The sequence below is a fragment of the Candidatus Eisenbacteria bacterium genome (assembly GCA_005893305.1).
Classification (GTDB): domain Bacteria; phylum Eisenbacteria; class RBG-16-71-46; order SZUA-252; family SZUA-252; genus WS-9.
Window position 1 is genome coordinate 1 of record VBOZ01000035.1, and the last position, 22,080, is coordinate 22,080.

The 22,080-nt window shown below is 66.3% G+C and carries 22 protein-coding genes; 8 read left to right on the plus strand and 14 right to left on the minus strand.

The features are described 5' to 3' along the window. From E6K79_11255 to E6K79_11265, 3 genes are all read right to left on the minus strand, one after another. Positions 1–393: hypothetical protein (locus E6K79_11255; GenBank protein ID TMQ62830.1), on the minus strand; the 393-nt coding region annotated here is incomplete at its 3' end. Next, positions 380–1,291, minus strand: a complete 912-nt coding sequence (locus E6K79_11260) for a metal ABC transporter permease (GenBank protein TMQ62831.1) — start codon at positions 1,289–1,291, stop codon at positions 380–382. The genes E6K79_11255 and E6K79_11260, both read right to left, overlap by 14 nt. Continuing rightward, complete coding sequence (locus E6K79_11265) at positions 1,248–1,805, minus strand: hypothetical protein (protein ID TMQ62832.1); 558 nt, start codon at positions 1,803–1,805, stop codon at positions 1,248–1,250. Before E6K79_11265 ends, E6K79_11260 begins: the two co-directional genes overlap by 44 nt. Before the next feature lie 107 nt (positions 1,806–1,912). Between E6K79_11265 and E6K79_11270 the strand changes: the two genes are divergently transcribed. Beyond that, positions 1,913–2,116 carry a hypothetical protein gene (locus tag E6K79_11270; protein ID TMQ62833.1) on the plus strand — a complete coding sequence of 68 codons (204 nt, stop codon included), beginning with the start codon at positions 1,913–1,915 and terminating at the stop codon, positions 2,114–2,116. On the opposite strand, the gene E6K79_11275 is transcribed toward E6K79_11270, so the two are convergent. From E6K79_11275 to E6K79_11285, 3 genes are all read right to left on the minus strand, one after another. Beyond that, positions 2,107–3,243 carry a hypothetical protein gene (locus tag E6K79_11275; GenBank protein TMQ62834.1) on the minus strand — a complete coding sequence of 379 codons (1,137 nt, stop codon included), beginning with the start codon at positions 3,241–3,243 and terminating at the stop codon, positions 2,107–2,109. The genes E6K79_11270 and E6K79_11275 overlap by 10 nt on opposite strands. 135 nt (positions 3,244–3,378) lie before the next feature. After that, complete coding sequence (locus E6K79_11280; GenBank protein ID TMQ62835.1) at positions 3,379–3,696, minus strand: hypothetical protein; 318 nt, start codon at positions 3,694–3,696, stop codon at positions 3,379–3,381. A 309-nt stretch (positions 3,697–4,005) separates the two neighbouring features. Next, entirely contained in the window at positions 4,006–4,920 is a 915-nt protein-coding gene (locus E6K79_11285) for a hypothetical protein (GenBank protein ID TMQ62836.1), read from the minus strand. Between the two features lie 190 nt (positions 4,921–5,110). Between E6K79_11285 and E6K79_11290 the strand changes: the two genes are divergently transcribed. Further along, complete coding sequence (locus E6K79_11290; protein TMQ62837.1) at positions 5,111–9,886, plus strand: PKD domain-containing protein; 4,776 nt, start codon at positions 5,111–5,113, stop codon at positions 9,884–9,886. Here E6K79_11290 and E6K79_11295 read toward each other — a convergent pair. Together E6K79_11295 and E6K79_11300 are read right to left on the minus strand one after the other, a co-directional pair. Continuing rightward, the gene (locus E6K79_11295; protein ID TMQ62838.1) at positions 9,883–11,106 is read right to left on the minus strand and encodes a hypothetical protein; all 1,224 of its coding nucleotides are present in this window, start codon (positions 11,104–11,106) and stop codon (positions 9,883–9,885) included. The genes E6K79_11290 and E6K79_11295 overlap by 4 nt on opposite strands. Next, positions 11,009–12,616: a hypothetical protein gene (locus E6K79_11300; GenBank protein ID TMQ62839.1), complete on the minus strand. Its 1,608-nt coding sequence runs from the start codon at positions 12,614–12,616 to the stop codon at positions 11,009–11,011. The genes E6K79_11295 and E6K79_11300 overlap by 98 nt, the downstream gene beginning before the upstream one ends. A gap of 288 nt (positions 12,617–12,904) precedes the next feature. On the opposite strand from E6K79_11300, the gene E6K79_11305 reads away from it, so the two are divergent. The 3 genes from E6K79_11305 to E6K79_11315 all read left to right on the plus strand — a co-directional run bounded on the left by E6K79_11305 (position 12,905) and on the right by E6K79_11315 (position 15,448). Next, on the plus strand, positions 12,905–14,011 hold the full coding sequence (locus E6K79_11305) for a hypothetical protein (GenBank protein TMQ62840.1): 1,107 nt from the start codon (positions 12,905–12,907) through the stop codon (positions 14,009–14,011). 13 nt (positions 14,012–14,024) lie between these two features. After that, the gene (locus tag E6K79_11310) at positions 14,025–14,570 is read left to right on the plus strand and encodes a hypothetical protein (protein ID TMQ62841.1); all 546 of its coding nucleotides are present in this window, start codon (positions 14,025–14,027) and stop codon (positions 14,568–14,570) included. Positions 14,571–14,698: 128 nt separating this feature from the next. After that, positions 14,699–15,448, plus strand: coding sequence for an SDR family oxidoreductase (locus E6K79_11315; protein ID TMQ62842.1), 750 nt, complete (start codon positions 14,699–14,701; stop codon positions 15,446–15,448). 21 nt (positions 15,449–15,469) lie between these two features. Here the strand turns inward: E6K79_11315 and E6K79_11320 are convergent, their stop codons facing one another. The 6 genes from E6K79_11320 to E6K79_11345 form a co-directional block, all read right to left on the minus strand. After that, the gene (locus tag E6K79_11320) at positions 15,470–15,847 is read right to left on the minus strand and encodes a cupin domain-containing protein (protein ID TMQ62906.1); all 378 of its coding nucleotides are present in this window, start codon (positions 15,845–15,847) and stop codon (positions 15,470–15,472) included. An 8-nt stretch (positions 15,848–15,855) separates the two neighbouring features. After that, complete coding sequence (locus E6K79_11325) at positions 15,856–16,362, minus strand: hypothetical protein (GenBank protein ID TMQ62843.1); 507 nt, start codon at positions 16,360–16,362, stop codon at positions 15,856–15,858. Next, entirely contained in the window at positions 16,359–16,571 is a 213-nt protein-coding gene (locus E6K79_11330; GenBank protein TMQ62844.1) for a helix-turn-helix transcriptional regulator, read from the minus strand. Before E6K79_11330 ends, E6K79_11325 begins: the two co-directional genes overlap by 4 nt. A 3-nt stretch (positions 16,572–16,574) precedes the next feature. Further along, on the minus strand, positions 16,575–17,015 hold the full coding sequence (locus E6K79_11335) for a hypothetical protein (GenBank protein TMQ62845.1): 441 nt from the start codon (positions 17,013–17,015) through the stop codon (positions 16,575–16,577). 153 nt (positions 17,016–17,168) lie between these two features. Next, positions 17,169–17,648, minus strand: a complete 480-nt coding sequence (locus E6K79_11340) for an OsmC family peroxiredoxin (protein TMQ62846.1) — start codon at positions 17,646–17,648, stop codon at positions 17,169–17,171. Between the two features lie 24 nt (positions 17,649–17,672). After that, positions 17,673–19,001 carry an MFS transporter gene (locus E6K79_11345; GenBank protein ID TMQ62847.1) on the minus strand — a complete coding sequence of 443 codons (1,329 nt, stop codon included), beginning with the start codon at positions 18,999–19,001 and terminating at the stop codon, positions 17,673–17,675. A 118-nt stretch (positions 19,002–19,119) separates the two neighbouring features. Here E6K79_11345 and mscL point away from each other — a divergent pair, with 118 nt between their 5' ends. The 3 genes from mscL (at position 19,120) to pabB (ending at position 22,018) form a co-directional block, all read left to right on the plus strand. Continuing rightward, on the plus strand, positions 19,120–19,416 hold the full coding sequence (gene mscL, locus E6K79_11350; protein TMQ62848.1) for a large conductance mechanosensitive channel protein MscL: 297 nt from the start codon (positions 19,120–19,122) through the stop codon (positions 19,414–19,416). A 108-nt stretch (positions 19,417–19,524) separates the two neighbouring features. Continuing rightward, on the plus strand, positions 19,525–20,502 hold the full coding sequence (locus tag E6K79_11355) for a CoA transferase subunit A (GenBank protein TMQ62907.1): 978 nt from the start codon (positions 19,525–19,527) through the stop codon (positions 20,500–20,502). Then, positions 20,492–22,018, plus strand: a complete 1,527-nt coding sequence (gene pabB / locus E6K79_11360) for an aminodeoxychorismate synthase component I (GenBank protein ID TMQ62849.1) — start codon at positions 20,492–20,494, stop codon at positions 22,016–22,018. The genes E6K79_11355 and pabB overlap by 11 nt, the downstream gene beginning before the upstream one ends. Positions 22,019–22,080: the final 62 nt, after the last annotated feature.

A 22,080-nucleotide genomic window follows, 5' to 3' on the forward strand; every position in this document is an offset into this window, starting at 1 on the left:
CCGATCCAGATAGAGGCGGCACCGCCCGGCAGGCTGAATCGCCGAGATCCCCGGCAGCGATTGAAGGAGCGAGAATCGGGAGAGCGGGCAGCGGACCGTCATCCCCGCCGAGGTCCAGGTGTTGACTTCGATGCCTTCCCCTTCGAGATCGCCGCGCGGGATGGTGCCCCGGACAAACAGGTTCACGACCGGCTCGGCGCCCGGGCGATATGTCAGGAACCGGTCGGAGAGCGCCGCGTGCGGGACAAGACGGGCCAGAGCCGGGTGAACGTCCTTCGCCCACGCGGGCTCAGAAATCGCGATCCCGAGCGCGAGCAGGAGGGTGCTGATAAGAGTCGCGCCCGCACGGGCGTCGAGGGGGAATCGGCGGCGCCTTTGCCTAGCGCTTCCCATTGGCCCCATTGCCGTTCCGACCCATGCGCGTGACTCCAAGAAAGGCGCCCAACACGACGAGGAGACCAGTAAGGGTGACGAGGATGCTCGGGGCGGCCGGCATATCGAACTGCACCGATCCGAGAAGACCCAGAACGCTCGCCACGAACCCGAACACCCATCCCACCGCGAGCGCCGGACCTGGCTTCGACGTGGCCATCAGCCCCGCGACCGCGGGGATGACGAGAAATCCGAAGACGAGGAGCACGCCCGCCATTTGCACCGATGAGGTGACCACGAATCCGAACGTCGCGTAGAAGAGAAGATCCCAGAGGAAGAGGCGGCGCCCCCGCGCTTGGGCCGCCTGCGGATCATCGGTGATCTCGAAGAACGGCTTCCGGAGCGCGATGTGAACCGCGCCGATCACCGCGTAGAGGATCGCCACCCGCAGGACGTGCTTCGGGTCGACGGTGAAGAGCGATCCCACGAGGGTCTCCTTGAGGTGCTCCGGCCCCGCGGGGCTCTTCTCGAGGACGAGGAACACCATCGCCTGCGCAGTGGCGAACACGATTCCGATGAATGCCTCGAGGGGGATGTTCCGCGAGCGGCCGCGAAGCCAGGCGAACGTGGCTGCCCCCACGAACGTCATGCCGAGCGCCAGAAAGTAGGCCGCGACCGGATTTTGATCGAGCCTCAGCACGATGGCGACGGCCACCCCGAGCGCCGCCATCTGTGCGAGCGCGAGATCCACGAAGAGGACCCCGCGCCGCACGATGTGGAACCCCAGGTAGGCGTGAATGCCCGCCAGCACGAGGGCGACGATGACGGCCGTTCGAAAGAACGGTAGTGCTAATGCTTCGGTCAAAGCCTGGCCCTCACGACTTGCCTCCACCGATCTTGCCGATGAGATCGCTGATATGCGTCAGGTAGCTGCCGGCCGCGGTCGTGTCGCAGGATGGGGAAGCGGTGACCACGCGAGCTCCTCCTTCGCGAGCCAGGAAGAGTCCCGCGTCGTTGGAGAACCAGGGCTCCTGCAGGAAGACCGGAACGTGCCGTTCCTTCACGATGTTGACGACCTCGGCGAGGTGCTTTCCGGTCGGCGGGATTCCCGGGACCGGCTCCGCCTCTGCAGCGACCTCGAAGCCGAAAGCATTCGCAAAATAGGTCCAGGACCGACTTTCCACGCTTCCACGCCTCTTCCGCTTCCTTCCCGAACTTATCGGCACGGCTCCGATAATCCTCGGCATGCTTTGGATCGACCGAGGCCAACGCCTCGGCGATCGTCTGGGCGACGATGGCCCCGTTCCTTGGATCCGGCCAGTAGTGGGGGTTGCCGTACGGGTGTACGTCACCCATCGAGGCGTTGACCTGCTGCGTCGGCTTTTCGAGAAGGGGCACGTCCTTGGAGCAATCGACGACCCGAATATGAGCATTCCGGGAGCCGTCGATGATCCCGTCCGCCCATTGGTCGAGGCCCAAGCCCACCTTGAGGTATACGTTGGCGCGCGACACCTTCACCATGTAGGAAGGAAGAACCTCGATGTGGTGCGTGTCCGCGGTGGAGCGCGCGATGGAGAAGACTTCGACTTCGTCGCCGCCCACGCTGCTCGCGATCGATGCTAGATCGTTGATGGACGCGGCCACGATTATCTTGGCGAATGCGTTTCCGGGCAGAGCGAGCGCGCTCAGCAGCGCGACCGTCGTCAACATTTTACGGAACATGTATCCCTCCGATCAGAACTGATGGGCCTTGTGCGGTCCCATCGAGAAGATGACGCGCATGGTCACGGTGTTCACGTCTGGCGGCGCCACCGTGGCTCCCGTGGGCGTTCCGGGCGAGAGATGATCCCAATCGAGCCGGAACGCGGTGGTCTCTTCCAGCAGCGAGTAACCCGCGAACACCTTAAAGGCGGTGTTCGAGGTCTGGTCGGGCGTCGGATCCTGGAAGCGCTCGAAGCCTGCTCCGAGGTTGTACCGGATCTTGAAATTGTAGTCCGCGTAGAAATATCCTCCAGTCGCCTTCCCCTTCGCGGTTGCGTACGCGACGGTGGTCGAGTCCCAGCCGGCGTCGTCGCGATCCAGGTGGAGCACTTCCCCCTGTAGAATTAGGTACGAGAACGCGCCGGTCCAAAGCTTGAATTTCGCGTCCCCGCCGATCACGCGCGTGCGCGCGCCCGCCGCGACGTTGTTCGTGCCTTGTGTCGCGGAAATTCCCAGCTCATATCCCGAGCGATCGCTGATCTGGCCGAAGCCGGCGAGGCGCCCTAGAACCGCGGGACGGGGCTCCGAAGCGCGGTCGGCGTCAGGGTTGGATGCCAGCGGATCGTTGGAGTCGCCGCTCGACGCTCGCTCAATCCGGTACGAATCTCCCTGCAGCCAGTCAGCGGTGGCTGTGAGTGAGAAATCCCCGGGCACCGGGATCCGCCCCGAGAGCGAAACACCGGTCTCGTTGAGCGATTCGCTTCCCGGGAGATACGCCGCAAGCACGCGGAAGCGCTCGGCGAAGGGCACCGCGTGGGGGTGCTGCGGATTCAATTTTCCGAACCCGGCGCGATACTTGCCGCCCTTGACGGTGAGACCGCCCGGGAGCCCGCGCAGGAGCTGAAAATAACCCTCCTCCACCTCGACGCCGCCATCGGCGATCGAGAGGATGAAGGTCCCATGGGCGTACGGGTTGAGATACGCGTCGAATACACCCTCGACCTCTCCGAGGTTGAGGGTCGGCCGCTTGTGCGCCGGGTCGGACGGATCGTCCGACCAACGTATGAATGGTTGGCCCACCATCGAGATGTCCGGATTGACCACGCCCGCGAGCGCCGGCGTTGCCGCGATCGCGAGCAGCATGCACGTGAATGCAATTCGTCGAATCATGAGGCCACTGCCTCCTTAGGATTGCGTGGGAGCCTCTTCCCTAGGCATCGCGCGCACGGCCGCGTCCCACGAGTCGGGATCGATCGGTCGGGGTGCTCGCTCGCGCGGATGCCGCGCGTGAATTACGGGGGAGAGCTAGCTTTGCGGAGGAGCGCGGGAGCGGGAGGCTTGGTAGGTTTCTTCAGCCCAGCTCCGATCTTCGGGGATCGGGATCAGGGCGCCCGCGGTGGTCTGTTCGGCCGTTTGGTCCGCGGCCGAGGTCAGCATCGCGGGCGTGTGCGACATGGTACAGAGCGCGCAATCGGAGCCGTGGAGCGCGCCGTGGTGCTGATGCACAGTGATGAGGCAAATGGCCGCCAGCAAATAGACGACGATGGCAGCTTGTAGCCACGGCCTCGGGCGGATCATCTGGGAAGTTAGTCGTCGCATGGCGTTAGGGTCGATCGCGAGCATCGACCTGCTACGACACTCAAAGATCGGCGTTTCCCTGTCAACCCCAAAGTCCTACAACCAGTTCCGGCCAGCGGCAGGCCGTCGTCGCCCTCACCCACGACGTGCGGCCCAGATCATCCCGAGGCCCCAAACGATCAGGAGGGCCGGCCAGTAGCGCCACACGTTCCCAGGAAGGTATCCGAATTCCTTGAGCAGGAGGGCGGCTCCGATCGCGATCAGTGTCAGGGGGAGCGCGATGCTGCTCTTGCCTAGATCGGCCATGGGATCGCTCCTTTCAAAGTCTGGGCAAGCGGTGCGGGGAGGAGAGGTCTACAGGGCCTTGACCGGCTCGCGAACCACGCGCACGCGCATCAGCGGGCCCTCGATCACGATCGATACCGGCTTCCCGGGTCCGTCCGCCGCCCACTCCTTGCCGTGGGCGGAGGCGGTCGAGCGCTCCGCGAAATCGTCGGGCAGCGAGCGCAAGACCAGCGGCGAGGTGCACTCGATCCGGGCCGGGCAGCTGGCCGGGAGCCGGATCTCGATGTTCGAGAGGGAGCCGTGCACGTGGATCTTCGACGGCCGGTCCGGCCCGATCAAAATCCGGACCGATGACCCGACCGCGCGGACGTCGCACTGCTCCGGGCGGAGGCCCCTTAGGTCGGCGGTCGTGGACGCGAAATACGACGCCACCCCGAGACGAATCGCGGTCCGAGGCGGCGCCCGGACCCGGAACGTGCCGCCGACAAGGCCCGGCTCCGTGATCCTGAATCGCGCGGGCCAGACGAGGAGACCGGAGCCCGCTGACGCGCTCCATCGATGGGCGGCGAACTCCTCGCCGGCCACCCCGTGCGCGTTCAGCACGATCGCGTGCCTCGCGGCGGGATCGACGCTCACGGTGAGCGATCCCGCCACAGTGCGAGCCTGGACCGTCACGGCTCGAACGGGAGGTCGGTCCAGATCGATCGAGGTCATGTGCTCGGTCTTGGTGGTCTTCGTGTAAAGCGAGATCCAGAAGGCGCCGAATGCGACGCACACGATGACGAGGGCCACGGCGATCACGCCGATCACCACGTTCTTGAGCGCGTTGGCGAGGAGAGCGAATCCGAACGCGAGGAGCAAGTACGGCCAGAATTTCACCAACCACGGCCATACGCCCGCTGGGAGGTAGCCGAGCGTCTGGGCGAGCAGGAGCACGCCGAGCCCGGCCAGGAGGATTCCGATGACGATCTTGCCGAATCTCATTCCGCGGTAGCGGTACCACGCGATTCGGGCGTTTGCAAGTGCGGTTTGGAGCGCGGCGTGTTATAATCCAAGCGTTCGACCCCCCCCGAGGCCCCCGCTCGTCGTAGTTCCCAGTACAAAACGTCGCTGTGCGCTGTTCCCCCCCGCGCGTTTCACCCCCTCTAAGCCGGGGCGCTCGAGAGGTGAACCGATGCGACTCCCCGTTTTCGCGGCTCTCTTCTTCTTCACAATCCTCGTTTTTCCCGCGTGTGGCATCGCTCAGTACATGTTCCTGGATTCCAATGGAGACGGCGTGCTCACGGCTGCCGATGTCGTGAATCCGACCGGGCCGACCACCGTCGACGTCTGGCTCCGCACGAACACAAACCGCAATGGATCCGCGGCCTCGTGCGCGAGCCAGGACGGCGACCTCACCATCAACGGCTACGAATTTGTTTTGCGCGCCTCGAACGGCACGGTCGCGTGGAGCGGGTTCGTCAATCGTCTGCCCGGGGTGACCGTGAGCACGGGGGAGATCTCGAGCCCGGCCGAGTATCACAACGAATACGGCCTCGGCCCGACCCTTCCCCCAGGTACCTACCTCCTCGCGACCCTGACGGTCACGGTCGCGACGCGGACACCGTCAATCTCGATCGAGCCGGCGACCCTCACGGGAGCCTCCCTCACCTCGTTCGGCTCCAGCTGCTCCGGGTACGACCAGGACTATTCGCTCAAGTTGGGGTCGGACTGGCTCGACGCGGACGGCATCCCGTATGGGGGCGTGGCCAACCGCCCACCCACCCTCGTCCAGCCCGTCGACATGACTGTCGCGGAGGGAACCGTCCGAGAGCAGGAGCTCATCGGGACCGATCCCGATGGGGATCCGGTTACGTTCGCGCTCGTGTCGGGCCCGTCCTACGTCTCCGTCATGACCGTGGATCCAGACAGCGGTAACGCGCGCGGCTCGCTTCGCGTCGCGCCCGGATATCGCGATGCGGGTACCGCCACGGTTCAGATCGAGGCGAGCGACGGCCTGCAGAGCAGCCGGAAGGCGATGACGGTCGTCGTCACCGACGTGAACGCCGCGCCCACCATGACGCCCCTGGGCGACCTCACACTGCGCGAAGGCGAAGTGGTCGAGCGCCCGCTGAGCGCGAGCGATCCGGAGGATGATCCGGTTACGTTCTCGCTCGCGGCGGGCCCGAGGTACGTGAGCGTTGTGAGTTACGGAGGCATCACTCCAGCGGGCCTGGTGCGCGCGGCCCCTGGGTTCGCTGACGCGGGCTCCTCGACGGCGACAATCTCCGCGAGCGACGGGTTCTTGATCGACCAGAAATCCTTTCATCTCACCGTGACCGATCCCTATCCGGTCCATAACGAGATCCTCTGCCGGCCGGGAGCCATGCTGGTTCCCGTGGGGACGGTCGTGGAGCAGACCCTTCATGCCGTGTCTCCGGATGGACAGCCCATTACATTTCTCAAGATGTCGGGGCCCGATTTTTTGACCGTCGCTACCACGTCCTCGAATCCCGCCGCAGCGACGGGCAAGGTCATCGTCGCTCCTGGCGCCACCGACGTGGGCGCTTTTACCGCCGTCGTCGCCGCGACCGACGGAATCGCGACCGCCCCACAGTCGTTCAAGGTTGCCGTGGGCGACGCCCGCGCACTCCCAAATCCAGGATCGCCGCCCTACGATGCCTCCAGCTTCACCTCGGAGGTGGGGCGGACGCCTCAGAGTCTCGCGGCGGCTGACCTCGACGGCGACGGCGACCTCGACCTCATCACCGCCAACCTGTCCCAAACTCTGACGATCCTTCGCGGGAATGGCGACGGCACGTTCGACCGCAGGGATGACTTCCCGGTCGGGGAAAGCCCCTACTCGGCCACGGCGGCTGATTTCAACGGTGACGGGCACCCCGATATCGTCATGGTGGACAGCACGCTCGACGTCGTGTCGGTCATCGACGGGATCGGGGGCTGTCTCTTCGGACACCGCAGGGACTACCAGGTCGGCGTCCGGCCGGCCCACGTCAAGGTCGGGGATTGGAACGCCGACGGCCGTCTGGATCTTGCCGTGACCGACGAAGGCGGCGGCACCATCTCGATCTTGATGGGCGCCGGCGACGGCACGTTCGGCCCCCGCACCGCATACTCGATCGGGCTGGACCCATGCTACTCGGACGCGGGCGACCTGAACGGAGATGGGTACCCCGATCTCGTGACCGCCAACGAGCAGTCCAACACCCTCACCGTGTTGCTGGGGAACGGGGATGGAACGTTTCGAGGGCGCGTCGACTACGGCGCGGGAAGCAATCCTAGAGCTCTCAAGATCGGGGACTTCAACGGGGACGGGCGCCCCGACATCGTGGCAGCCAACTTCTGGGGCAACTCGATCTCCGTGCTCCTCGGGAACGGCGACGGGACGTTCCGGGATCAGAACATTTTCCCTACCGGCGTCTGCCCCTGGTCGATCGCGATCGGCGACCTGAACGCCGACGGCCATCTCGACGTCGTCACAGCCGACGTATGCGAAAGCTCCGTCTCGGTACTCTTTGGCGACGGAAGCGGCTCCTTCGCCAATCGGTTCAGCTATCCCTCGGGACGCCACTCGCGTTTCGTCGTTTTGGGCGACGCGAACGGAGATGGACGTTTGGATATCTTCGTGTCGTGCGAGACGGGTAACGACGTCGTAACGATGGTGAACGACGGCCGGGGGAATTTCTTCGCGGGAGTCTCGTACGGGGTGGATGCCGGCACGGCGGATGCCGTCGCTGGAGATTGGAACGGCGACGGCCGGAAAGATCTGGCCCTCGTGAATGGTGTGACGCGGACAGTCTCGGTGTTCCTGAGCCTGGGGGACGGGACCCTGGCGCCGGGTCAGGACATCGCGCTGACCTCGGAAGCCGACCGTCTCGTGACCGGCGACTGGAATCAGGATGGGAAGGCAGATCTCGCGGCGGCCTTCGTCGAGGGACCGGACGCATTCGCGGCCTATTTCGGAAGAGGAGACGGGACGTTCGCGCTCGGCGCGGCATATCCGGGCGCAACCGGCTACGGCGAATTCAGGAGCGGCGACGTCAACGCCGACGGTCGAACGGATCTCATCCTATCGAGCTCCCAATCCAGCACCCTCTCGGTGATGCTGGGAGAAACGGGCGGCGCGTTCTTGGCGGGGTCGCTCGTGGCCATGGCCGGAGTGGCCGGAGGCTTCGCTCTCGGCGATCTAAACGGCGACGGCAAACCCGATCTGGCGGCGGCCGTGTCGAGCCCAGACGAAATCGAGATTTTGATTGGCGACGGATCCGGCGGCTTTGTTCCCGGTGCCGCGATCGCGGCGAGTCCGCACTTTTCCGTCGGCAGCCCGATCCTCGCCGACTTGAATCGTGACGGCGTGCTCGATCTCTCTTTCTTCGATGCGAGTCCATTTACCTTTGAGGGCGGGAACTTGATGAGGGTCGCGAAGGGGCGGGGGGATGGGACTTTCGATCCTTCCACGGCCTACGCGGTCCCGGCCTTCCCGGGCGGATTGATCTCTCTCGACGCCAATGGGGACGGTCGAGCCGATCTCGTATTCCCGCACGAGGCAGTCGCCGTGTGCCTCTTCCTGGGTCTCGGGAACGGCGAGTTCGCCCCGAAGCTCGACTTCGGGGCCGGGACCCGGGTCACGGGGATCACGCCGATCGATCTAAACGGCGACGGCCGGGTCGATTTGGGCTTGACCAGCTATGGCGACAATCAATTGGTCGTTCTCCTCAACCGGGGGACCTTCACCCCGGTGGATCAAGCGCCGGTCGTGGCCGCGCCCGCGGCGGTCGCCTCGCGCGCCGGCTCGCGCGTTCAATTAACCGTGACCGCGGCCGATCCCGACGGCGATTCGATCGATGCGCTGACGGCGGACCTATCGGGTCTTCCCGCCGGCAGTGATGTGTCGTTCGCGGTGAACGCGGACCACACGTCGGGAGCGTTCGCTTGGGCCACCCTGCCGGCCGACGTGGGTACCTTCGCCGTCCATTTCACGGCCGCGAACGCGCGATCCGGCTCCGCCACGACGCGGATCGAGGTCGGACCGCCCAACCGGCCGCCCACCGCGGATGCGGGAGGCCCTTACGCGGGCAGCGCCGGGATTCCGGTCCACTTCGACGGTCGCGGCTCGTCCGATCCGGATGGTGACGCGCTCACGATGATGTGGCAGTTCGGGGACGGCGCGTCCGGCGTCGGCGTGGAGCCCGCCCACACGTACGCGGCCGAGGGCACGTTCCAGGTCATCCTCGAAGCGAGCGACGGCTACGCGTCCGCGACGGACGGGGCCACCGCGACGATCTCGGGCGTGCTGCCGGCGCGGGCGTTCACTTCCCCCGAGAACAAGGTCATCAGATTGGCGTCGGCGCGGCCCGCCACATACCTTCAGCTGGAGCCGGTCGACGGCTCGTTCCAGATCGAGAACGTCGATCTGGCGTCGGTGGTTCTGCGCTCTCAGGGCACCAGGTCGGTCGATGAGATACACGCGGCCTCAGGCAAGAACGCCCCCGCGCGCGACCGAGACCGAAACGGCGTGCTCGAGTTGTCGCTCACCTTCGCGCGCGACGACCTCCGGCTCCTCTTCGGGTCCGTCACGGGACGCGCGACGTTGCCGGTGACGCTGGAGGGTTCGGTCGAAACGGGCGCTCGGTTCCGCGCCGACCTCCAGATCGAGGTGCAGGGCGCGTCGCACTTCCCATCCGTCACCGTGGCGCCGAATCCAATGAACCCGGCGGCCGTCCTCACGGTCCAGACCTCGCGCCGCGGCCGTCTCAGGGCGGCGCTATTCGACGCGGGGGGACGAATGGTCCGGCTTTTGACCGACCTCACCGACGTGCCCACGGGATTCCACGAGGTGCGATTCGACGGACGCGCGCTGGGAGGCGCGGCGCTGGCTTCGGGGATCTACTTCTATCGCGTGGATTCCGCGGACGGTACCGCGGAAGGGCGAATCGTGATGATTCGCTAGTAGCGCCCGCCGACCTGGAGCCCGCTCGGGACGCGGGCCGGCGGCTCCACGGTCGCGGAATCATCGGAGAGCGCTTCGAGGAAGCGGACCAGCGCGCGCTCCTCCGCCACGGTCAGGTGGAGCGGGCGAACTTCGGGCGCCTGATTTGGGACATCGAGGCCAAGCCCCTTGCCGCCGCCCTGATTGTAGAAGCGGACGACCTGATCCAGCGTCTGGAATACACCGTTGTGCATGTACGGCGCGGAGCGGGCGATGTTCCGGAGCGACGGTGCCTTGAAGGCGTGGCGGTCGGCCTTGTCCCTCGTCACCGCGTAGCGGCCCGGATCGGGATCGAGCGCCCGTCCCTGCGGATCCGCCGGGACACCGATGACGGTGAACTCCTGGGCCGCGAACGCGCCCGGCACGACGCTGGTCGTGAGCGGGAGGAAGTGGCAGCGCGAGCACTGCGCCTTGCCGGCGAAGAGATCGAAGCCCCGCCGCGCCTCCACGGGCACCGATTCCTCCGCGATCTGACCCTTCCACCAGCGGTCCGCGGTCGACCCGGAAGATCGAAGCGTCCGCTCGAACGCGGCGATGGCGTGCTTCACGTCGGCGTACCGGGGCGACCGCTCGCCATAGACCTCGCGGAAGAGCGCGCGATAGGCCGCGATGGAATCGAGCCGCGCTTCGATCTCCCGTCCCTTGAGCCCGCCCAGCTCCCGCTTCGCGTGAATCGGGCCGTCGATCTGATCCTCGAGGCTGACCGCGCGCCCGTCCCAGAAAAACGCGAGCTGGTCGGAGACGTTCGTCAGGCCGGGAGCGTTCCGCGGCAGGTCGCTCCGATCGATCGCCAGGGCGTGTGGGCGCCCATCGGAGAGTCCGCGCGCGGGTATATGACAGCTCGCGCACGCGCGTTCCTTGTTCGCGGAGAGGATCGGATCGAAGAAGAGGAGGCGTCCGAGGGCCACTTCGCTCGAGTCCGGGCGCGCTGCCCGACGCGCGTCGGGAGCGAGAGCGCCTCCGCGGGCCCGTTCGACAGCGGCGCGGAACGCGTGCCGGACGAGTCCGGGGCGGCTTCCCAAGAGAAGCGCGATCAGCGCGAGGAAAATATAAAGGGGAAGCCATGCGGCGATACGGCGCAATCTAACGACCTTTGTGGCGCGCGACGAGCGAGGCGTCCCTCTCGATTCGCGCGAGCGTTTCGTCCAGCGCGCGGCGAAGCCGCTGGCGGTCGACCGAATCCCAGACCCGGTCGGGTCCGGTCAGCGGAGGCTGGGTATGAAGGCGGTCGGGAGCCACGCGTGTCTCCTCCCGGTGCTCGCCGAAGCGCGGCCCCCGCGCCGCTTCCGCGAACGCGGGCGCGAGCACCGCGCGAACCGGCTCGGTATAGCGTCCGTTGCCGCCAAGATCGCCGTCCATCGCATCGAGCGTCGCGCGCCATTCCGAGATCGAGGTCTGGGACGCGCCGCATTCCTGCCCGTCGATTCTCCCTCGAAGCACCCAAGCGTGCTTGGTCCAGGCGTCGCGCAGCACGGCCGGATCGAGCGTCATCGCGTCGATCTTGCCCGCCGCGACGCGGCCGCGCGTGAGGAGATCACCGAGGTCCGCCACGAGGGTCGCGCGCCGTGCCGGGTTGCTACCCCACGGCGCGCGCTCCAAGAAGAGCTTCGCCTCCGCTCCATGAAATCCGGCCCCCTCGCCGGGCTCTCCGTTCAGCTCCTCGGTGAACTCGCCGTCGACGCGAGCGAGAAGAGGCTCGATCTGGACGAAGCGGCCGCGCGCCTCGACCCACGCGATCCGGGCCCCCGCGACGTCGCCCCGTTCAGACCTCTGTCGTAGCGTTTCCAGGGCCGTTACCATGGCTCGCGCCCGTGTCTCAGCCGCCCGCTCGACGCCGAGAGCCGCGTCCCGATCGGATGGGGCGAGACGGGCGTGCTCCCATGCGCGCGCTCCGGCCCCAAGCGACATGGGAATGAGGGCGAGGAGGATCGCGATCCCCGCGCCCCGCGCGTAGTGAATCGGTGGGCCGCCCGCGAATGCGAGATAGAGGAAGGGCCCGGCGCAGAGGAGCACTTGCAGAAAGAGTCCGCCTTGAATCCACGTGAGGTGGAAGAGATCGAGTGGCCGCGGCACCGAGAGAACGCCGGCCTCCGAGAACTCGTGAAGCCCGGAGAGGAAGAGCGAGATGACGAGCGCGAAGAGGAGAATCTCGGTGGTGCGCATGAACGCCCGGATATTCAGCTTCCGAAAGCCCAGATAGACGGAGACGCCGAGCGCGGCCGCCAGCGCGAGGCCCACCCCGGCTCCGAGCCAGCTCCCGTCGCTCCGGGGTCCCGTGCCGTTCGCGAGGAAGACCGCGGTCTCCAGGCCCTCCCGGATGACGGAGACGAACGCGAAGGAGCCTATCCCGAGGGCCGTCGTCCACGATACGTGGTCGACCGCGGCCGAATCGCGGAGCTGCTTGAGCTGGGCGCGGTAGTCGACGGCGTTCATGTGGAGCTGGATCGCGAGCGATGCGATGAAGCCCGCGCCGATCCACGCGAGGCTGCCCCCGAAGAGCGGCCCCAGCTCACCCAGATCATGGAGGAACACTCCGGCGATGATGCTCAGGCCCAAGGCGAGCGCGAAGCCGGTCCACGCTGCGGCTCGATAGGCTACGTGACGCGCTGCCTTCAGAGAGGAGAAGAGGAGCGCCAGGATCAGCGAGGTCTCGCCGCCCTCGCGAAGCGTGATCACCATTTCCTGAACCAACGCGCTCTCTCCCTTAGGTTACGCCGGGGCTAAACAATTGAGACTAAGTCTCATATGCAAGATGTCGGTCTTGCGGCCGAGAAGCTATCACGATGGGCCTTGCGGTACCAACCAGGTTCTTGTCCCGCCAAATTACCGCTTGATATCCCGAATGCTCCCGGCCATTCTACCGCTTCGCAAGGACTTATTATTGAGATCGTGTCTCATTGGTGAGATGCCATTTTGCTGACCTTCGTGCCCAATCTTGCCCTACCAAGTCCAAGAGCACAAAAGGAGTTCAGCCGAGGGATGAGACGGACGATCGTCGGTTTCTGCCTGCTGCTGAGCTTGGTTGCCCAGCCCTGTTCGGCCGAGGAGTCGCGGAGCGAGCGGATCAGCTTCGGCGGCTACGGCGACATCCACTACAACAACCCAGCGATAGGCACGATGAAGCAGTCGGCCGTGAGCGAGGCCGACGTTCACCGGCTGGTCCTGGGTTGGGGCTACGAGTTCACGCCCCAGATCCGCATCGACGTGGAGGTCGACTACGAGCACGCGGCGAAGGGAATCGAGCTGGAGCTGGCCTACCTGGACTACGACCTCAATCCCAACCTCACATTCCGCGCCGGCAGCGTTCTCATGCCGGTCGGGCCGCTGAACGAGTTCCACGAGCCGCCCCTCTACTACAGCGTGGAGCGGCCGTACGTGGAAAAGTACATCGTGCCGACCACTTGGCAGGAGATCGGCATGGGGCTGGTCGGGCGCTCCAAGAACGGGGCGCTCGCCTACCGCGGGTACGTCGTCACTGGGCTCGATGCGATGGGGTTCACCGGGCTCGAGGGCCTCGACGGCGGGATCTCGCACGGTTCGGAGGGAAAGGCTGAGGATCTCGCCGGCGTCGCGCGCGTCGAGTACGCCGCGGTTTCCGGGCTTTCGCTTGGCGTCTCGGGCTACTACGGCGGCGCGGACCAGGGAGACTCGACATTGAAGAAAGTGCTCGTCGCCATCGGCAGCGCCGACGCCCGCTACCGGGGCCACGGCTGGGATGTCCGCGGTGCCGCCTACGGGGTCACGGTGGACGGGGCAGGCCGCGTCTTCTCGGCGACCGGGCAAGGGATCGGCAAAACGATGATCGGCTGGTATGGGGAGATCGCCTATGACCTCCTCGGCCGGGACGCCCGGGAGGGCGGCAGCCGGTCGCTCATGGTCTTTGGCCGATTTGAGGATTTTGACACCATGAACGAGGTCCCGAGCGGGCTCGTGAGCGATCCGTCCGCGGCCCGACGGGTCATCACGGCCGGCCTCTCTTACCTTCCGATCGAGAAGGTCGCCCTCAAGGGGGACTTCGAGCACTGGAAGGACGACACCGACACTCAGCTGAACCGGTTCAATCTCGGTTTGGCGTTCCGATTCTGACGAGGGGGATTCGATGAAGATGGTGGTTGCCGCGTTGATCCTGATTGCGTCGTCGCCGGCCATGGCGGCTCCTTCCAGCGCCGGCAGACCCACCGTCGCCGCGGCACCGGACAAGGCCGACCCGCCCTTCGCGCGGGTCTATCTTGCCGTTCGCGGCTGCATGTCGTGCTCGCATTGCCGCACCGCCATTCGCCAGATGGTCCGCTCGAACGCCGGCGGAGGCGAGGCCCGCCTCGGCGAGGATCAGGTCGAGGTTCGCTACGCAACGCCGCGCGCCGTCCCGCTCCGCGACGTGATCCGTTCGCTCGCCGAGAGCCGCCTCCACGACCTGAGCCTCGTGGATGTTCTCTTTGAAGCGCGCGGGACGATCGGGCTCGCCGAAGACGGAACGGCGACGTTCGCGCTCGCGGAGACCGGGCAGTCCTTTCCGCTCGTGATCGATCGCGCCATTGCCCGCCCGGCCGGCGGGATGCCGGTCCGACTCACTGCGGTCGTCGACGGCTGGCGCAAGAAGGGCACGCTCTCCCTCTCGGCCCGGGAAATCCGCCCCGCCGGCTAGTCGGTTGCTTTTCCCGCGTCCCGTAGCCGCCCGCGGTCTCACGGCGCGGCGCCCGGCGTTTCTTCATTGACAAACTTCCGGCTGGCCAGAACAATCTGCGCCCAATCAAGGACTTACACGGAGGGCTGATGGCCGAGCTGAAGGGAAAAACGGCGCTCGTCACGGGCGGGACCCGGGGGATCGGCAAGGCGGTCGCGCTCGCGCTCGCGGACATGGGCGCCGACATCGCGATCAATTTTTTCCGGAGTCGCGACGCCGCCAAGGCAGCGGTGGCCGAGATCGAGAAGAAGGGCGTCAAAGGGATCGCTCTCCGCGCGAACATGGGGAACCCGGAGCAGATTCCCGCGATGTTTCAGGAGATCAAGAGCACCTTCGGCAAGCTCGACATCCTCGTATCGAACGCCGCCCTCGGCCACTTCGGCAACGTCCTCGACGTGAACGACAAGATGTGGGACGTCGCCATGACCACCAACGCGAAGGCGCTCCTGTACTGCTCGCAGGAAGCCACCAAGCTGATGCCGGGCGGGGGGAAGATCGTCGCCCTGACGTCGCTCGGATCCCACCGCTACATCCCCGGCTATGCCGCGATCGGCGTTTCCAAGGCGGCCATCGAGACCCTCGTGCGCTACCTGGCTTACGAGCTGGCGTCGAAGGGGATCAACGTGAACGGGGTTTCGGGCGGATTCATCGACACCGATTCGCTGAAGATCTTCCCGTCGTACGACGAGATCATCAAGGAATCGACGCGGCGCACGCCGTTCGCCCGCGTCGGCACGCCCGAAGAGATCGCCAACGTCGTCGCGTTCCTCTGCACCGGCCGCGCCTCGTGGGTGACCGGGCAGATCATCATCGTCGACGGCGGATACACCCTGGGGTAAGCGCCCACCCGGGCGCCGCCGCTAGATTCGCTCGAGCTTCGGGACCGTCCGCTCGTTCGACACGTTCCCCGTGTTGAGGGTCGACTTCGGCTCGAAGAGGAGCACGTGGACTTCCTCCTCGGCGACGGGGAGGTGCTCCACGCCTCGGGGGATGATGACGAACTCGCCGGGGCGCACCAAGAGATCCCGATCCCGGAGCCGCATCCGGAGCAACCCCTTCACCACGAAGAAGAGCTCGTCTTCCGCCTCGTGGTGGTGCCACACGAACTCGCCATGGAATTTCACGAGCTTGACGTACGATTCGTTCAGCTCGCCCACGATCTTCGGCTGCCAGTGCTCCTGAAATCGCCCCAGCTTCTCGGAGATGCTGACGACGTTGACTCCGGGCTTCGCTCCGATCTCGGACTTCACTCTTCCTCCTTGTTCTCCATCCTACGCGACCGTATCACCTGGCGCGGCGCCCACCAACCCACGAGCCGCGGGCTCCCGAGGAATGCCGCGAGCTTCGAATCGAAGAGCAGGAACGCGATGATGCTGAGGTTCACGATCGATGCGACGACCACCGTCCGGATCAGCGGCACGTCTCCGCCGAACTCCGGCGGACGCGCAACGAGGTAGCCGAGCATCGTGAGCTCGCTCAGGATCGCGACAGCAACGCCCCAAGGGCGCGCCGAGCGCTTGCCCAGCCACAGCGCCACCATCACGTAGAACGATCCGGCCGCGAGCAGGGCCGAATAGATCACGCTCTGCAACGCCAGATGGAGTCCGTAGCCGTCGAGAGTCCCCTTCTCGGTCATGCCCCAGATGTAGTACCCCGATCCCACGACCCCGCGAAGAAACTCATCCGCGCCCTTGATCGCCCAGAGCGCGGTCAGCGCGTAAACCTGCCACGGGCGCCGGATCGTTCGAGTCATTGTGGCTCCAGGCGAAAGATCTCCTCGACCGGAACGCCAAGCGCCCGCGAGAGCTTGAGCGCGAGCACGGTCGACGGGACGAAGCGCTCTCTTTCGATCGTATTGATGGTCTTGCGGCTGACCCCGATGCGCTCGGCGAGCTCCTCCTGGGTGATGCCGAGCCGGGCCCGGTGCAGTCGAAGCGTATTCGTCAGGCGCTCGTTCTGCACGGCCTATTCGCGATCGTAGATGAGGAGGGCGATCATGGCGGAGCACACGGCGACGATCAGGAAGCACTGCGCAGCGATCCGGCCCGGCAGCGAGAATGCGAGCGACCAGAGGAGCAGCAACCCCGCCGTCACCAGCAGGGCGAAGTACCCCGCGGCGAAGGCTCGCGTCCGCGCCTGTTGGTACCGTTCGTCGTTGAGGGTTTGCGCGAGGGCAGGATCACGCTTCAGCGCCTTGAGGAAGCTCGTGTTTTTGAATGTCTGGACAACCCAGATCCCGGCGCCCGCGACACCGAGTAGGCGCAGCACGACCCTCGCCGGATGCGCCAGCCCCGGGGCGGCATAGAGGATCAGGTTGGAGATCTGCCAGAGCCCAAACCCCACGAGCGCTTGGACGAGCAGCCGCCTGCGGGCGCTCCCCATCAATTCAGGATTTTTCGCGTTCATTTTCCGCTCCTCTGCGCCTTAAGTGTCCAACTGAGAATGTTACCTACACTTCCCATTTTGTAACCCTAAGGTTACTAACGCAAGCAAAATGTGGCGGCGGAATCCTATTGGGGGGCAACTACTTGCGGGGTCGCCCGGGGTCTACCGTCGCTGCTAGACCGGCGCCGCCACGCTGATGACCGGCTCGTGCCGGACCGGGAAGTTGACCGAGTTGGCGATGAAGCACGTTTCGTGCGCCTTTACATGGAGCGCCGCCGCCTTGTCGGCGTCCGACCCTGCGGCGATCGTGACGCGCGGTTTCAACAACACGTCGGTGAAATGAAATCCCCGCTCGAAGCGCGACATCGTCCCCAGCGCCTCGTCCTCGTAGCCGATCACGTTGACGCCGCCCCGCGCGCAGAGGGCCACGTAGCTAAGGAAGTGGCAGATGGAAAGCGAGGCGACAAGCAGGTCCTCGGGATTCGGAAGCGAGGGGTCGCCCCGGAACTCGGCCGCGGCGGATGCCCGGATCGATGGCTTCCCAGGAATATCGACGCGGCACTCGCGCGAGTAGGCCTCGTAGCTTGTTGTTCCACCCTTGGTCGCCCCGGTCCAGACCAGGCGGCAAGCGAAATGATGCTCGTTCGGACTCACATTCGTCTCCTTTCCAAAAGCGGGTCAGGCCATCGCGGCCCGCGTGCCCGCTGCCTCCACGTTGCGATCGGTGGCCGTGTCGATGCGGCGCCTCACGTCCAGGAACCCGGCCGCCGCCAGGAACGCGATCCCCGTGATCGTACCCCACAACACCATCGGCCTCCCCCGCGTCAGGTCGAGGAGCACCCCGCCTACGAGAGGGCCCATCGACCATCCGAACGAGTTGAACAGCCCGAAGATTCCCATGTAGCGCCCCCGGGTCGCCTCGCCTGAGAAGTTGGCCACGAGGTTGAGCGATGGCGGCGTGGCGACGATCTCGCCCAGCGTCGTCACGAACATCGCCGCGGAGAGGAACGCCAGGCCGCCTCCGAGCCCCATCATCCCGTATCCGATTCCGTAGAGCACGGCGCCGAGCGCCAGTGCCGACGTCAAGCGCATAGAGGCGGTGAGCCGCACCGCCGGGAACTGGAGGAAGACCACCATCAGACCGTTGAGCGCGTAGAGGAAGCCGAGATCCACCTTGGAGAGTCCGGCCCATTCCACCGCATAGACGGAGAGGGTCGAGATGAGCTGCGACGTCACTGTGAAGAGGACGAGCGAGACGAGGCAATAGCGGAGGAACACCTTGTCGCGCAGCGTCTCGACGACGTCCTGGAACCGGTATTTCCCCAGGGTCGTGGGAGGGCCCACCTCCGGGACCGGCGCGGAGACGGGGGTGGCCTCGCTCGTGCGGGCGCGATGCCGCGGCGACGTCTCCTCTACCTTCAGGGCCATTACGACGGCGCCGGCGAGAAGCACGCACGCCGCGATGAGAAAAAGGGAAGAATAGGAAAGGGCCGCGAGAAACCCTCCCAGGGCCGGCCCCAACGCCCAGCCGAGGTTTCCGCCGATCCGGAGCACACCGTAGTACTCGGCGCGGCGATGCCCATCGGCGATGTCCGCGATCATGGCGCCGGAGGGCGGCTCGAACATGCGGCCCGCGAACGCGCTCACCGAGGTAAGGAGCGCGAATACGACGAAAGGGGCCCGCGCGATCACGGCAAGTCCAAAGCCGAAGAAGGCCACGACCCGGATGAGCTGCGAGGAGACGAGCACGAATTTGCGGCCGCGGCGGTCGCTCAGCTCTCCGCCGACGATTTGGCCGACCGCGCCGGCCAACGCCGCGATGAAGAACACGCCCCCGACCGCGCTCATCGGCACGCCGCGCGTGCCGTGGAGGTAGAGGCTCAGGAAAGGGATGACGATCGAGAAGCCGACCGAGGCGAGGATCCGGCCGAGGAAGAGGTGAAGCAGCCGCCGGTCCCGCTGGAAGAGCGCCCGCCGAGGGAAAATAGTGTCGATCCACCGAAACATGGCCAAGCGTAGCACAACGCGCTAAGGTACCGCCGTACGCCGGATTGACCGGCCCCGCCGCGCGCTACGGTGCTTCGTGCGCGGGGCATTGCGCGGGCTTCATGGAGGGGGTGGATCCATGCTCGGTGAGTTCAAGGCGTTCCTGAAACAGCACAACGTCGTCGGGTTGGCGGTTGCGGTCGTGATCGGCGGCGCCGTCGGCAAGCTGGTGACCGCGCTCGTCGCCGACCTCATCATGCCGATCATCGGCGCGCTCACGCCGCAGGGAAACTGGCGCGAAGCGGTCATCCAAGTCGGAAACATCAAGTTCGCGGTCGGCGACTTCATCGGGGCATTCATCGACTTCGTCATCATCGCGGCCGTCATCTTCATAATCGTGAAGACCTTCTTGAAGGAAAAGCCCGAGAAGAGGTAACCGCGCCGGGAGGCCCCACGCCCGCAGAGGCCCCACGCCCAGGAGGGGCCAACGCCCGCGGGGCGCGCTATACTTCCCGCCTCCATGACACCGGAACCCGTCGTCCGCATGGACGACCTCTACCCCTGGCGGCCGCCGTCGCGGTCGGATGCGCTCCCGCACTACCCGGCGCGCGACAAGGTGATGCCGCTCGCGGACGCGATCCGGCGCCACGTCTCAGGCGGCGCGACCGTCGCGCTCGGCACCTGTCTCGAGCAGATGATCCCGTTCGCGGCGGCGCACGAGATGATCCGGCAGCGGATCGGCGATCTCACCCTCGTGGGACCGGTCTCGGACATCGCCTTCGATCAGCTGATCGGCGCCGGGCTCGCGCAGCGGGTCGCCGCGGCTTGGGTAGGCAACGTCATGATGGGCTCGGCCTACTGCTTCCGGCGGGCCGCCGAGCAGGGGAAGCCGCGCGCGCTCGAGGTCGTCGAGTTCTCCAACTTCACGCTGGCCCAGTCGCTCCACGCCGCGGCGATCGGGGCGCCGTTTCTCCCGACGCGCTCAGCGCTGGGCTCGGAATTGGTCGGGCGGAACCCCTGGCTTGCCCCGATCGAGAACCCGCTCGGGGGCGGGCCGATCCTCGCCGTGAAGCCGCTTCAGCCCGACGTGACGATCGTCCACGTCCAGCGCGCGGATCCACACGGGAACTCTGTGATGTGGGGGAGCCTCGGCATCACGGCGGACGCAGCCCGAGCCTCGCGCGCCGTGATCGTGACCGCCGAGGAGATCGTGACCCCGGAGCAGATCCGGCGCGACCCCAACCGGGTCGTCGTACCCGGCCTGGTCGTGGCGGCTGTCTGCGAGGCGCGGTGGGGCGCGCACCCGTCGCCGGTCCAGGGCTATTACCGCCGCGACCATGAAGCGTATGCCGACTACCATCGCCGCACGAAGACCGAGGATGGCTACGCCTCGTGGCGCGCGGAGTGGGTGGATGGCGTTAAGGATCTCGGCGGCTATTTAGCGCACCTCGGGAACGAGCGCGTCGCGTCGCTCATCCCGATGGAGCACCACTTCGCCGAGCCGGTCGACTATGGCTACTAGGGCGTCGGGGGCTGTCGATGCGGGGCTCGTCGAGGCCGCAGAGGATTCAACCTTCCGCGTCGCGCCGGTCGTTGTGCCGTGCGTGCGCGCTATCCCGTCCGGCTGGAATCCTCTGCGAGCGCTCGCCGCGGTGGAGGATCTCCCGGACACGCTCTTCCTCGAGAGCGGCGGGGCGGTCGGCGTGGGCAGCGAGTGGACGATCCTGGCGTTCGATCCCGTCTGGAGATTGGAGCTTCGCGATGGCGCGCTGCGGCGCGTGGAGGGCTCGCGGGTCGAGACGCTCGAGGGGGATCCTTTGGTCGCGCTGGCCCAGGCGTGGCCCGAAGCGGCGACGCTCGAGCCGCGGCCGCCCGTCCCCTTCACCTCGGGGCTCGCCGGATACCTCGCCTACGAGCTGAAAGATTGGATCGAGCGCTATCCCCGGAACGCGGCGCGCGAGATCGATCTCCCCGATCTTTCCCTCGGTTTCTACGACGTCGTCTGGGCCTGGAATCGCGGAACCGGGGAGGCGTGGTGCGTCTCCACGGGACTTCCCGAGAGGGATGCCGGCATTGGTGAAACGCGGGCTCGGGAGCGGCTTCTCAACCAGTGGGGGATATTGGAGCCTGCCCAGTCAAGCGCCGCGACGCGCAGTCAATCCGCCGCGCCGCGCAGCGCCTCCGCGCCGATCGCGCGCCTCCACCAACCAGGCGTCACCTCCAATTTCACCCGCGACGCCTATCTTCGGATGGTCGAGCGCGCGCTCGAGCACATCGCGGCCGGGGATATCTATCAGGTGAATCTGGCTCAGCGATTCCTCGTGGAGCCCGCGCCACCGCTGCCCGAGCTCTATCGGTCGCTCCGCGAGGTGTCGCCCGCGCCGTTCCTTGCGTACCTCTCCCTCACTGACGGTGGGATCGCCAGCTCTTCTCCAGAGAGATTCTTCCGTATCGAGGGCGATCGGATCGAAACTTGGCCGATCAAGGGCACGCGGCCCCGGGGCGCGACTCCCACAGAGGACCAGGAGCTCCAGGCCGCCCTTCGGGTGAGCCCAAAGGACCGAGCCGAGAACGTGATGATCGTCGACCTCGAGCGAAACGACCTCGGCCGGATCTGCGAAATCGGCTCGATCCGGGTTCCAGCGCTCTTCGAGATCTCGAGCCACTCGAACGTTCACCACCTTGTCTCACGCGTGGAGGGTCGCGTCAGGCCCGGGGTCACGCCGGTCGATCTCATCCGAGCGCTCTTCCCGGGCGGCTCCATCACCGGAGCCCCCAAGATCCGCGCCGTCGAGATCATCGATGACCTGGAGCCGGTGCAGCGAGGCGTCTACACCGGCGCCATCGGCTACTGGGATGTCTCGGGCGACTGCGACTGGAACATCGCCATTCGGACCATCGTCGCGGCCGGCGGAGCGGCCACGTTCCACGCCGGCGGCGGCATCGTGGCCGACTCGACCCCCGAGGCCGAGTACGAGGAGACTCTCGTCAAAGCGCGCGGGATGATGCGGGCGCTAGGAGTAACCTGGAAGGGATAGCCGCCTCGATCAGGGCTGGCCCACTCGACAAAGCCACGCGGGGCCGCGCCCATGTATCCTCG